The following is a 13,073-nucleotide window of genomic DNA, read 5'->3' on the forward strand; positions in this document are numbered from 1 at the left end:
CACTATCAGTCGTTTAACCTCGTCTTAGTTGGTTTTTGGGGGTACGCCAAGCTTAGCAGAAGGCTCTCCCAGCTCCGCTTCCCGCACTGTTCTCCAACCGAGGTGCACCCTTTTTGTGCGCGGTCTTCTCTATGGCCACCAGAAGATGATAGGCCAAAACGTAGAGGAATATGTGTTCCCACACCTAGTTCTTTAGCCGGTGGAATATGGCCTTCTCGGCAAATGGGCTTTTCAGAGTGCGAAAGGCGTTCACAGCCTGTGTCAAAAGGGACTAGATGTATCAAGTTTTTCGGCCTTGACCGTCCAGCTAAGTAAGGCATCCCTTCGCCTTGGGATGGTTCTCCTAAAGGAGGGCAAGGTTAGGGCAAGGTTATACTACATAGAGACTTCCACAAGACTAGAAAGGTTAGCTCCATGACATATTCTAGAGCCGTGGTATTCACCCAACTGGGCATGCCATGCTCCGAAGCCGCATTTGTTAACCTGTTCAGCACCATTACCTTAATCAAATCATCTGTCGTGATCTTTCATTAGTACCTACGTCGCCTAATAACTTTTCCAGCTCCAACCTTTCCCAGAGTTGGGTTCCCGTGTGCACCGACCAGGGTTACTTGGCCCCTTCCACCGCATCTTTATCCGCCTTTACTTCCCTCACTTCCTCTGTTCAGTTGCTACCTTCTTACCCTGCTTTTTGTTGTGTCCCGTGCTGAGACAAGGATAAACTGGAGTTACGTTGTGTAGATAAATATCACTCCAGGTAACTTAGTATGTATTAAGTTAGGCCTGATACCACTATATGTTATACCTTATTTGGCTGGACTTTCGAAGACTATAGCCTTATCATAAATCACAAGAAAGTTTACTGGCCAGGGGAGGAACTGGATATTTTCCGGCCCCACCCCAAAGTTAAAAGAAAGAAGCTAGCAAAAGATTAAGATGGGGGAGAATTACGATATGGATGCCCTTTATGGATTTTCTGTTGAATACGCTCTGACTCTCGATTGTTTTTATGGTGCGAAAGTAGTCGGTGGCCGGGAGGGCTTGAACCGGATCATAACAAGTGTAAACGTAATGGAGGTACCGGACGTTCTCCCTTGGGTGAAGGAAGGACAGTTGCTGCTTACGACCGGTTTCTCTATCAAAGATGACCCTGTTGCTCAAGAACAGCTGATACCAGAACTAGCCAAACGCGGCCTGGCTGCTTTGGCGGTTAAACCTAAGCGTTATCTGGACGTAATACCAGTGGCCATGATAGACGCAGCAAACGAACATGCAATTCCCCTAATTGAACTTCCGCCGGACGCTTCCCATCCCAAGCTACTGCAAGGTATCTATACTGAACTTGTAAATCGGCAGACCTCTCTCTTAAAGAAGACGGTGGAAGCTCACGAACAAATCATGGCCGTACTTCTTGAAGGGGGAGGATTAAGAGAAGTAGCTGGTGCTTTATCGCGGCTGGTGAGCAATCCTGCTATTATATTTGACGCCGACGGCAAAATACTTGCCACTTCGCCAAATGTCCCCCCGTTGATACACTCAAACCGCTGTTTGAAGCTTGCGGATAATAATTCCAAAAAATGGCGCATGAAGAGGGAAACGCTTATCACGGGCGATAAGAAGGTCTGTCAGGTTATATGCCCCGTAGTCCATGGCAGCACGTTATTTGGATACATTGCAGTATTAGAAGAAAACAGGCCACTACGCGAAATAGACCTCATTTCTATAGAGCAAGCAAGTACGTTGGCAGCCCTCGTTTTGCTTAACCGCGAAGCGGTCAAGGGCGTGGAGACAAAATATCGCAACGAACTTTTATATGACTGGATACAGGGTGACATTCAGAGCCTTGATGAACTTTTGGAACGAGCAGCGCCGGTTGGCTGGGATCTTGAAGATAGCTTTAATCTTCTGTTAATCGGGATTGATAAGTATGAACAGGTATTATCGGGATCATCCAAGGCGAACAATACGGCCCTTATTAAGCTCAAGGAACAACTACGGCGCACAATAGTGAATGTAATGGAGCAAAATCACGAGTTCTATATATTGGGGGAAAGGGGGCACCATTTTATATTGCTGGTTCGAGTCAAAGCTACCTGGAGCAACCGGGCTATTAAGGAAAAAATGCATAAGGTGGCCTCGAACTTACAACAGGGATTACGTCAATCAGCCCCTAAAATAACTTGTTCTATAGGAATAGGTAGATTTTACCCTAATCTCCTCGATATGAAACAAAGCTACTTGGAGGCTCGGAGGGCCATGGAGATTGGCCGCATTGTTAAGGGCGATGGACAAGTTACTCACTTTGATGATCTAGGTATTTACCGGCTGCTTTGTCAGGGCACCCAGGAAGAAATGCGCAGATTTCTAGAAGAAACTTTTCTCCCTTTACAAGACTACGACCGTGCTCACCACACGGAGTTGATACCTACACTTGAGATGTTCTTCAAATGCAATGGCAATATTAGCAAAGTGGCACGGGAGATGTTTGCCCACTACAATACCGTTGTATACCGGCTGGAGAAGATTCAGGAGATAACAGGAATAAACCTAGACGATCCCGAACAACGCTTAAATTTACAGGTGGCTTTAAAGATTGCGCAGATGGAGGCCTACAGTTCTTAAGCCGAGAACTTAGTAGAATTCCCTGAAAATTAGGCGCCACATTTATCAAATTTTCCTGAAGGAGACCAACCTTCGCTTAGAGAAAAATACATCGTACAAAGTTGTGAAATCGGGGAAGGATGATGTTGATGCGGGTAGATATCGAGACATGTATTGGATGCGGCGAATGCACTCATTACTGCCCCATGAATGCTTTGACATTGGAGAAAGATCATGTGACAGTAAACAAAGAAGAGTGTGTTGAGTGCAATATATGCTATTATTCAGGAGCTTGTCCCGTAGATGCGTTACAAAAAGAAGAGCTAACCTGGCCGCGTGCAGTACGTGGGGTATTCAGCGATCCCTTACAATCTCACAGCACTACCGGAGTTCCGGGGCGAGGCACTGAGGAAATGAAGACTAATGATGTGACCGGCCGCTTCAAGGAAGGATATGCGGGGATTGCCGTGGAATTGGGGCGTCCGGGCACAGGCGCCCGTTTCCGCGATGTGGAAAAGGTGGCCATGACCATGGCCAGACTGGGTGTAAAATTCGAAGAAAAGAATCCAGTTACCAGTCTTATGATCGACAAAACTAGTGGAAAGCTTCGCGACGACGTGCTCGACGAAAAGGTGCTATCGGCTATTGTTGAGTTTGAGGTGCCCTTGGACAAAATGCAGGAAGTCTTAAAAGCGTTGCGGGAAGTTTCCTTCGAGATCGATACTCTCTTCAGTCTTGACCTCATCTGCCGGATAGATAAGAATAATGTGGCGCCGGCAGCCGAATTAGCCAGGGCGGCGGGATTCGAGCCCAGCTTGAACGGTAAAACTAATGTTGGTCTGGGTAGACCTCTGGCGGAAACGGGTAGGAAAGGTAGTGAAGTTAAATGACTCATACATTACACCGGGTTGGTACTAAAGATAATTTAAGGCATGACTACGTTGTATTTGCTATGGCAGCGCAGGATATAAACCGGGAGGGAGCGGCCGAGAAACTGCGCAAGTTTCTTGAGATTCTCTTGAAATACAACCCTGTAAACTTTGGGGACATGAAGACGGGTAATGTTATTTCGGTGGGGCGCGATAAAGTGCTGGCCGGCATCCAGGATAACTCTATAGTCCATGGTGTCTTTACTGACGTAGAGACCGTTGCGAAGTTGTTGAATGAGCTCAGAGAAGCCGACCTGGGGATGTCGGTAGTGGTTTCGGGCCTTTTAGAAAGTGTAGATGATTGTTGCCGGAAGGCCGGTCTACAGCGTCATACTGTCGAATACTCGCTGGGGGTGTGGGGTAAGGTTGACCGGTTGCCAGAAAGGGAAGTACTGGAGATCAGTACTATGTGTGGTCATGGCATGGTCAGTTTCAACCTTGTAAAGTATATGGTGGAGCAGGTGGAAAAGGGTAAGTTGTCACCGAAGGCTGCGGCCCGGCAATTAGCGGCTAATTGTCATTGTGGGGTGTTGAATCCTGAGAGGGCTGCAGAACTACTAGCCAAGATGGCCAACAAGGAGGAGTAGTTTGGGATGGCCCTCAAGAGTAGGTCTATAGTATTAGAAGGACCTAAGAGAATGGTTCTTAAAGAATTCCCTCTACCTAAGATTGGACCAGATGAGTTTCTGTTGAAAGTGGAAATGGTGGGTATTTGTGGAGGCGATCCCATAGAGTACGAGGGTCGTAATAAAAAGACACGATTTCCTCTTATCCTGGGACACGAGGTTGTAGGCCGCATAGCTGAGATCGGTCACAAGGCAGCCGAGTATTATGGTGTTAAGGTAGGGGACAGGGTGACAGTAGAGCCCTATATAATTTGTGGGAAATGCTATTATTGCCTCAATGGTCTGTACCAGTTTTGCCAGAATTCGCGGGTTTATGGTGTGAACGTCAGTTGCGACACCCCTCCTCATTTATGGGGAGCATATAGTGAGTATCTGTACGGAGCCCCGGGAGCAAGAGTACACCTCATCAAACCCGAGATACCTGCAGAGGCGGCATGTATGTCTGCGGTTTTGGGCAATGGTGTCCGCTGGGTTCGCAGGCTGGGAGGAGTTCGTTTCGGAGAAGCGGTGGTGATTCTGGGCCCCGGCGCGCAAGGTCTGGCTTCAGTCATTGCTGCTAAAGAGGCTGGTGCCCATCCCATTATTGTGGTCGGGAAAACGCGAAATCCGCGCAAATGGGAACTGGCACGGGAATACGGCGCGGACTATAACATTGATATTACGGTTCAAGACCCCATTGCGGCAGTTAGTAATATAACTAACAAAGGGATGGCCGAAGTGGTAATAGAGACAACGGGTGCGGCTCATATGATGGAGCTAGCTCTAGAGTTGGCCCGACCTGCTGGGAGGGTAATAATGGTTGGAACTTGTGGTTTTGAACAAAATCCCCTCACAACGGATCTAATTGTCTTTAAAGAATTACGGGTCATAGGCGGCTTGGGACAGTCCTGGGACACAGAAACAGCTGTTAGTATTATCAACTCGAGGAAATACGCCGTTGAAAAGATGGTAACGCACGTTTATCCACTTAATCAGGCAGAAGAAGCTTTGAAGTTCTATATGAACAACACAGGTGAAGCCATAAGAGTAGCGATAAAACCATGAAGAAAGGAGGGCAATATTCACTCATGGCATATTTCCTCGCTATGCCTAGCCTAAAAATTTACAAGTAGACCCAGTATTGAAAGGGGGAGCAAAATGCAGTTTTCGTTTCTCGGGAATCTTGTGACAGGCAGTGGTCCGGTTCATACTCTTATGATAACCTTAGCACTAGTGGGCATGATTATAGCCGTTATCATTTGGGTTATGGAACTGAGTGGACGCACTATTACTTCTAAGGGAATTGTGAAGAACAATGTAAAATGGGATGCAACTACAGTGGCAACTATAGCAATCTGCGCTGCTTTATACATCGTAGGTAGGCCTATACAGTTTCAGTTTGTGCCAGGTATAGGAGGCTTCAATCCCACTCTTGCTCTGGCTCCAATACTTTCGGTCCTTTTTGGTCTTCCAGGCGCAATTGGGGTTACTTTTTCAATGCCAGTAGGTGATGCCATATCCGGAGCCTTGACAGTAGGATCGGTGGCTGGCTTCCTAAGCCATACGTTTGTAACATGGCTGCCTTACAAGATGGTTAAGAATGCAGATTTCAAAAAGGCTAGTAATGTGATTAGCTTTTATGTTTGGGGTATTATAATTGGACCTATTATTCACGCTATAGTAATACCTGGTTGGCTCGACTTTACCCATACTGTTCCACCGGCGGTGGCCTGGGCGGGTGTTACCGCGAGTATAATCATTAACCACATGCTAACTGCTGCTGTGGTATCAGCGATCTTAATGCCTATTCTTTATCCGATTGTTAAGAGCCGCGGCATGTATTGGCAAGACAGGTACCAAGTAGGCGAGGAAGAATAAAAACTGAGAATTAGCATTCACTACCACTAGGCAGCGGGGGATATGCCATGAGTGATACAATCGTTGAGGTCAGGAATTTATCCTTTCGTTATATGGCTAGCGATGAATGGGTGTTAAAGGATATTAATTTAACTATAAATCGGGGAGAATTTGTGGGAATTATAGGACCTTCTGGGGCAGGCAAGACTACTCTTTGTTACTGTTTAAAAGGGCTCATTCCGCATACAATTAGCGGTAAAATGCGAGGAGAAATAAACATATGCGGTATGAATACCAAGAAATGCACACCCGCACAACTATCCGAAAGGGTAGCTATGGTATTGCAAGATCCTGAGGCGCAAATAATTGGGTTGACAGTAATTGAAGATCTAGCCTTCGGACCGGAGAACCTGGAGTGGCCGCGCGAACGAATACTGGCTAAAGCAAGTCCTTTGTTACAAAAAGTGCGGCTGACCGGACTGGAGAATCGCGAAACTTATAGCCTATCTGGTGGTCAAAAACAGCGTCTGGCAATAGCAGGCGCTCTCATGATGGAACCTGAGCTTTTAATCTTGGATGAACCTACGTCAGAATTGGACCCTGTGGGGAGAGAAGAAGTATTTGCTACTATCAGACGTTTGCGAGACGAAAAAAGCATAACGGTCATAGTAGTCGAGCAGGCCGTAGAGGAGCTCGTTGAGGTGTGTGACCGTCTGATCATTATGAGGGCTGGTGAAGTGATTGGCGACGATACGCCTGGGCAACTATTCCAAAGGAAGGATATTTTTGCTCGTGATAACGAAGGCGAAATTCCGGTGCCTCAGGTAGTAGAGCTGTTGCATATGTTGGAGGAAGCAGGCCATATAGCTTTGAATTCAGTGACACCTTACGAGAAAGAAGCTCTTGGGGTACTCAGTACCCTTCTTGAGAGGTGCTAAGTTAATGGAAAGCACGGTTATTAAGACCGAAAAACTTTTTTTTAAGTATCCCAACTCCAGAGATTATGCACTAATAGATGTTAACCTAACAGTTAAGCAGGGAGATTTCCTCGCCATTATCGGGCAAAACGGTGCTGGTAAAACCACACTAACCAAGCACTTTAACGGCTTGTATAAGCCAACAGAAGGCAATGTGTTCATAATGGGTAAAGACATACGTGGAATGCCTACTACCGAGATCATTAAGTTGGTGGGTTATTGCTACCAAAATCCTGATCACCAACTATTCTGTCGCACCGTATACGAGGAGGTAGCTTACGGACCTCGAAACTTGGGCTTGGCACCAGACAAAATTGACCGGAATGTGTCTGAAGCGTTAAAGGTTACTGAGCTAGAGGATAAGAAAGATCGCTATCCTTTTACTCTCGGTAGAGGCGAACGCCAAAGGTTGGCCATAGCCTCAGTTATTGCCATGGGTTCTCCAATCTTGATAGTAGACGAGCCTACGACGGGATTGGATAAACGGGGTGCCAGAAAAATAATGGATCTCCTTAAAAGTTGGAATCAGCAGGGTCATACGGTAATAGTGATTACCCATGATATGGCTATAGTAGCCGCGTACGTTCCCCGAACTGTAGTAATGTCCAATGGTAGAGTGATAGCTGACGGACCGACAAGGGAAATCTTAAGAGAGAAGGCTCTTCTAGATGCAGCCTTTATCAAGCAGCCCCAGATATTGCGTTTGGCTCGTGAGCTTGCTCCGTGGGGCGTACCAGATGACGTTCTGACCTCGCAAGAAATGTATGAGGCGCTCCTAACACTGTGTAAAACATGTTGAGCATAAAGGGGAGACCAAGATGCCTGTAGGGTACAGCATTTATATCGAAAAGGATTCCTACATCCATAATAATCTAGATCCGCGTACCAAGTTGGTTTGGCTAGTAAGTATGTTTCTTTTGAGCCTGCTTTTTAATCACCCTGTACCCCTGGCTATATTTTTGCTCCTAGTCATAGGAATGGGGTTGCTGGCCCGTTTAGAGCTAAGAGCTCTAGTTCCCTTTTTGCTAGCGTCGGTATGGTTTCTTCTACTGGGGGTACTTATCTGGCCCTTTTATATCAAACAAGGTGCCGTTGCCTTTCACGTATTTGAGTATGAAATTACATGGGACGGAATTCTCTTCGGCCTTGCTATGGGCCTAAGGGTGGCCCTTATGGTGACGGCGGCGGCTGTTTGGATGATGACGACTTCTCCACAAAAAATGATGCTAGGGCTGTTAAGGATGGGTTTGCCTTATAAAGCGGGGATGGCCTTATCATCGGCGATACGGTTTGTACCCCTGATTAATGCTGAAAGGTTAACCATTAGTGAGGCCCAAAGAGCAAGAGGACTTGATCTGGAAAGGGGTTCATCCTTCTCAAAGGCAATTAAGTATGTAGGTGTCATAGGCCCACTCCTACTTCGTAGTTTTGGTCTGACCCAATCCCTGGCCGTTGCTATGGATTGCCGAGGATTTGGTGCAAGACCAAGGAGGACAAGTATCTTTGAAATAGGTTTTCAGGAGGTTGATAAATGGGTTATGTTTATTTGCTTATTAGCACTGGTAGGGGGAATTATATGCAGGATATTAGGCATCGGTATACTGGTAAAGGGTTACCTGTAACAAAAATAGAGGTTCGATGTAGGGGATTGGACAGGGACATGGAGGGATCGTGATTTGGACACGAATCTTTTTCGGGGGAGGACGGTTTTTATCGGGCATCTCACCCTGGACGACGTCGTCCTGCCGGATGGACGCACGTACTTTGATAGCCCTGGTGGTGCGGCGCTTTATGCAGCCGCAGGCGCTATTCTATGGTGCAGTGAGACTCGAGGGGTGGGACTCGTAGCACGGATCGGCCACGATTATAATAATGCCATTATTAGTAGACTCAAAGATCTTGGTCTGGACCTTACCGGCATAGTTAGAACAGATGATGCAACTATTCATATCTGGGCTCTATATGACCGAAAAGGGTACCGCTACTTCATACCCCAAATAGGTGGAGGAAGATATGAACAATTGGCTCCAAGACCAGAAGATATACCGGTTACATTTTTGAAAGAAGCGGTTGGTTTCCATGTGGCTCCGATGCCCCTGCCATCCCAGGAACAAATAATAGAAAAACTAGGCAGCACTGGTAAGGTGATTTTACTTGATCCTCACCACGAATGGGTTGAGCCTAGGCACTGGGAGCGCTGGCGAAGAATATTGCGCACCATTGATGTCTTTTTGCCCAGTGAGGATGAATTAGCGGGCCTTATGGGGCTTGACGGGCGACTCGAATCCATTGAGCACTATAAGGTGCACTTGCAAGAGTTGGCTGGTATGGGACCTCGGATTGTTGCATTGAAACTGGGGGAAAGAGGTGTGCTACTTTATGATGCAGATAAAGGCGCGTTCTGCCACGTCCCCAGCGCTGCTGAAAAAGTGGTGGATGTTACAGGTGCAGGAGATGCTTTTTGCGGGGGGTTTTTAGAAGGGCTGGTTGAAACAAATGATCCCATAACGGCGGCACTTTATGGAACTGTTTCGGCATCTGTGGCATTGGAGGATTTTGGAGCAATTTCGATATTACAGTATGATCGAGAAATTATTCGCAAGCGTCTAGCAAAGTTGAAAGAGATGTTGGCCGCTGCAGGCTGTTAGCTAAGAATTATGCAATAGGAGGTTCAGGTATGGTTAATTCCGCCCTGGAGCTTATGCTAAAAGAAATTAGAGAGCAAACAGAACTCCTGGTGTCCGGAGTGGCGGACTTGGAGCAACAAATTAATAAAATTTTGGAGGCACCTGATTGGGTTAGACCTGAAAAAATCTATATTGTGGGGTGTGGCGACTCGTTTTATGCTGGACTGGCGTGCCAACAGGTTTTTGTAAGGTATACTGGAGTCGAAACGCAGGTTTGGCAAGCCTTGGAGTTCTCGCGTTATATCTACTCCAGTGTCAATCCTAGAAGCGTAGTGCTAGCAGTGTCCAATTCCGGCGAAGTGGCACGGACGGTGGAGTGTGTTGTTCGCGCAAATAGGCAAGGGGCGAGGACGATTGGCATAACACGAAACACACGAAGCAGGCTGGCTGAACAATCGAAAAGCGTAGTGGAGGTTAAGATACCGTCGGTTGTAGGGGTGCTGCCTGGCACTCGTTCGTACCTGGGCTCACTGGTGGCTCTCGCAGCCTTTGCTTTGACCCTTGGAGAAAGGTTGGGTGCAATCACTCCAACAGAAAAACATGAGCTGAAAGCTTACCTTAAAGACTTAGCTGCTCCGATGCGGGCTACAATCGAGGCCAATTACATTACAATAGGTGAATATATACACAGCGAGGAAGTGGATATTTACCATATTCTCGGTAGCGGACCCAACTACGGTACAGCACAATTTGGAACAATGAAGCTTCTGGAGGCGGCTGGATTTGTAAGTATACCCCAGGGTATAGAGGAGTGGGCTCATGCGCAGTATTTTGTAACGCGGCCAGGTACGCACGTTATCGTCCTCGCTCCTAAGGGCTGCTCACACGACCGCTCGCTAGAGATCATGCCGGCGGTTAAGACCGTTGGAGGGAAAGTGATCGCTGTGGCCGAAGAGGATGATGAAGAGGTTAAACAGCATGCGGATTTTGTCTGGGGTATTACCGGAATCCGGAATATTAGAGAGGAATTCAGCCCGTTCCTCTATTCAGTGCCCCTGGAGCTCTTGGCCTACCATATTGCTGTTAAGTATAACACTGTGCCCTTAGACTTTGAGGGGAAGCCGTGGAAACGCGAAGAGAATTTTAGACAGATCTTCCATTCGCGCATTGTTGAATAGTTGAAGGGAGAGAGGAAGGTTCATAATGGCAAACACCGGTGGGAGACGTAAAACTGTTATAGGAATGGTAGGTCTTAAAGCGCTTCCCGGTACCTATATGTACCAAGGTGAAAGTGTTGAGGAGATCAAGAAGCTTGCTGTAGAGGATGCAATAAAGCTGTGCTCTGCCGGCTTTGATGGCATAATTATTCAAAACGTGAATGATCTACCTGGAAAGCGGAAAGTTGGTCCAGAGATAGTGGCGTATATGGCGTCTATAGGCCAGGCAATACGCACAGAGGTGGGGCGCAATTGTCTTTTGGGTGTGAGCGTACTAAAAAACGACGGCGAAGCCGGCGTTGCCATAGCCCATGCTATAGAGGCGGATTTTGTAAGGCTTAAGGTTTATGTTGGAGCTATGGTTAGCGCAGAAGGGCTCATCGAGGGATGCATGGAAGAAGTGCTTGAGATGAAAAAGCGCATAGGAGCGCAGGTTGAACTATGGGCAGATGTACTTGATCGTACTGGCCGGCCATTAACCCAGGTTACGGTTGAGGAGATGGCAGAGCAAGCCTTTACCAAGGGGGGAGCCGATGCAGTGATTGTGACAGGTCGAAGTTTTGAGGAGACCTTGAAGTGGATCGAAACGACGCGCAGGAGCGTACCGGGTCGGCGGATACTAGTGGGAGGAGGGTGTACGCCGAATAATGTTGGAGCGGCATTGGAGTACGCCGATGGGATAATTGTGGGAACCTATTTGAAGAGAGATGGTTGCATATATAACAGCGTGGATGACAGTCGGGTGCTAAGGTTCATGAAAGCTGTTACTGCTGCCAGGGATGCCAAATAAGGTATATGATTGAAGGGGGAAGGCAAGCCGTGCTGACTAGGAATGAGCTGGCAGCTCTAATAGACCACACCTTGCTGAAACCTACCGCTACGCTACCAGACATTAAGCGCCTTTGCGAGGAAGCACGGCAATTCCATTTTGCCGCTGTTTGTGTGAATCCTTGCTATGTGCGGATAGCCTCACAGGAATTAGCAGATACGCCTGTGAAAGTTTGCACAGTCATCGGTTTTCCGTTAGGAGCAACAAGTTCATTAATGAAGGCAATGGAGGCGGAAGTCGCTATTGCTGACGGTGCTCAAGAACTTGATATGGTCATGAATATAGGTGCTTTTAAGCATGGTGATCTTAAGATAGTTGAGAAAGAAATAAGGCAGGTAACGGAGGTGAGTGAAGGCCGCGCTTTAGTCAAAGTGATCTTGGAGACGGGATATCTGAGCCGAGAGGAGATTGTCACTGCATGCCGCGTGGCGCAGGAAGCTGGTGCACAATTTGTGAAGACCTCAACAGGTTTTGGCCCCAGGGGAGCTACAGTAGAGGATATTGTTATTATGCGGGAGGCAGTTGGTCAATCTTTGGGGATCAAGGCTTCCGGTGGAATTCGGGAATATGAAGTTGCTATCAGAATGGTTGAGGCCGGTGCGAACCGTTTGGGTACGAGCGCAGGGGTAGCGTTAGTATCATGGGAAGGGTGAGGTGAGGTAAATTATGCGGCTCAAGAACAAAGTGGCGGTTGTGACTGGCGGGAGTTCAGGGATTGGCAGGGCCATTGCGATCAAATTCGCTGAAGAGGGGGCTAAAGTTGCAATTTTTGATGTTCAACGGGAATCCCGCCTTGAAAGCGAAAAACCCTGCACAGTAGAGGCAATCGAAACTATGGGTGGTGAGGCACTATACGTAAAAACCGACGTGAGCCGGACGGAAGAAGTAGAACGTGCGGTAGACCAGGTGTTGTCGGAATACCAACGGATTGATATACTTGTAAACTCAGCAGGCATTTTCATTCGGGATCCTATTACTGAGGTTTCAGATGATGAGTGGGACCAAGTGATAAGAGTAAATCTATACGGGTGCTTTTATATGTGCCGCACCGTAATTCCGCATATGGTTAAGTCTGGATATGGCAAAATTGTCAATATTGCGTCTATACACGGCCTCCTTGGCACTGGGAATGCAACGGCCTATTGTGCCTCGAAAGGAGCCCTAATAAATTTGACGAGGCAGTTGGCTGTCGATTACGCCAAGAAAGGCATAAGAGTAAATACAATAGCACCAGGAACAATTGTAACCGCAATGTCCAAGCCCTTCAGGGAGACGCCTGAGATTATGAAGGAGTACTTGACGCGCACGTTGCTTCCCCGTTTGGGGACACCCGAGGATGTAGCGTATGCTGCCTTGTACCTTGCTTCCTCGGAGTCGGACTGGGTTACGGGTCACTGCTTAGTGGTGGACGGTGGTTGGACTGCTTGGTAA

The 13,073-nt window shown here is 47.5% G+C and carries 13 protein-coding genes and 1 pseudogene; all 14 read left to right on the forward strand.

The features are described 5' to 3' along the window. The first annotated feature begins 954 nt into the window (after positions 1–954). The 14 genes and pseudogenes from TAMC210_RS03315 to TAMC210_RS03375 all read left to right on the forward strand — a co-directional run bounded on the left by TAMC210_RS03315 (position 955) and on the right by TAMC210_RS03375 (position 13,073). The gene (locus TAMC210_RS03315; RefSeq protein ID WP_173297359.1) at positions 955–2,622 is read left to right on the forward strand and encodes a PucR family transcriptional regulator; all 1,668 of its coding nucleotides are present in this window, start codon (positions 955–957) and stop codon (positions 2,620–2,622) included. A gap of 128 nt (positions 2,623–2,750) precedes the next feature. Then, a pseudogene (locus tag TAMC210_RS13865) lies at positions 2,751–2,900 on the forward strand (4Fe-4S dicluster-binding protein); the annotation flags it as partial. A gap of 114 nt (positions 2,901–3,014) precedes the next feature. After that, positions 3,015–3,491: a hypothetical protein gene (locus TAMC210_RS13455; RefSeq protein WP_254388483.1), complete on the forward strand. Its 477-nt coding sequence runs from the start codon at positions 3,015–3,017 to the stop codon at positions 3,489–3,491. Continuing rightward, a complete protein-coding gene (locus TAMC210_RS03325; RefSeq protein WP_173297361.1) occupies positions 3,488–4,117 on the forward strand; it encodes a hypothetical protein in 630 nt (209 codons plus the stop codon). Before TAMC210_RS13455 ends, TAMC210_RS03325 begins: the two co-directional genes overlap by 4 nt. A gap of 6 nt (positions 4,118–4,123) precedes the next feature. Next, positions 4,124–5,200: a zinc-dependent alcohol dehydrogenase gene (locus TAMC210_RS03330; protein WP_173297362.1), complete on the forward strand. Its 1,077-nt coding sequence runs from the start codon at positions 4,124–4,126 to the stop codon at positions 5,198–5,200. 93 nt (positions 5,201–5,293) lie between these two features. Beyond that, positions 5,294–6,013 (forward strand): hypothetical protein, encoded by a 720-nt coding sequence (locus TAMC210_RS03335; protein WP_173297363.1) that lies wholly within the window; start codon positions 5,294–5,296, stop codon positions 6,011–6,013. A gap of 47 nt (positions 6,014–6,060) precedes the next feature. Further along, a complete protein-coding gene (locus TAMC210_RS03340) occupies positions 6,061–6,930 on the forward strand; it encodes an energy-coupling factor ABC transporter ATP-binding protein (RefSeq protein WP_173297364.1) in 870 nt (289 codons plus the stop codon). Positions 6,931–6,934: 4 nt separating this feature from the next. Further along, a complete protein-coding gene (locus tag TAMC210_RS03345) occupies positions 6,935–7,768 on the forward strand; it encodes an energy-coupling factor ABC transporter ATP-binding protein (RefSeq protein ID WP_173297365.1) in 834 nt (277 codons plus the stop codon). A 19-nt stretch (positions 7,769–7,787) separates the two neighbouring features. After that, positions 7,788–8,591 carry an energy-coupling factor transporter transmembrane component T family protein gene (locus tag TAMC210_RS03350; RefSeq protein WP_173297366.1) on the forward strand — a complete coding sequence of 268 codons (804 nt, stop codon included), beginning with the start codon at positions 7,788–7,790 and terminating at the stop codon, positions 8,589–8,591. A gap of 54 nt (positions 8,592–8,645) precedes the next feature. Continuing rightward, positions 8,646–9,617 (forward strand): carbohydrate kinase family protein, encoded by a 972-nt coding sequence (locus TAMC210_RS03355; RefSeq protein WP_173297367.1) that lies wholly within the window; start codon positions 8,646–8,648, stop codon positions 9,615–9,617. Between the two features lie 29 nt (positions 9,618–9,646). Then, complete coding sequence (locus TAMC210_RS03360; protein ID WP_173297368.1) at positions 9,647–10,774, forward strand: SIS domain-containing protein; 1,128 nt, start codon at positions 9,647–9,649, stop codon at positions 10,772–10,774. Between the two features lie 25 nt (positions 10,775–10,799). After that, positions 10,800–11,603, forward strand: a complete 804-nt coding sequence (locus tag TAMC210_RS03365; RefSeq protein WP_173297369.1) for a BtpA/SgcQ family protein — start codon at positions 10,800–10,802, stop codon at positions 11,601–11,603. 32 nt (positions 11,604–11,635) lie between these two features. Next, positions 11,636–12,295: a deoxyribose-phosphate aldolase gene (gene deoC, locus TAMC210_RS03370; RefSeq protein WP_173297541.1), complete on the forward strand. Its 660-nt coding sequence runs from the start codon at positions 11,636–11,638 to the stop codon at positions 12,293–12,295. 13 nt (positions 12,296–12,308) lie between these two features. After that, entirely contained in the window at positions 12,309–13,073 is a 765-nt protein-coding gene (locus tag TAMC210_RS03375) for an SDR family NAD(P)-dependent oxidoreductase (RefSeq protein ID WP_173297370.1), read from the forward strand.

The sequence above is a fragment of the Thermanaeromonas sp. C210 genome (genome assembly GCF_013167955.1).
Lineage (GTDB): Bacteria > Bacillota > DSM-521 > Neomoorellales > Neomoorellaceae > UBA12545.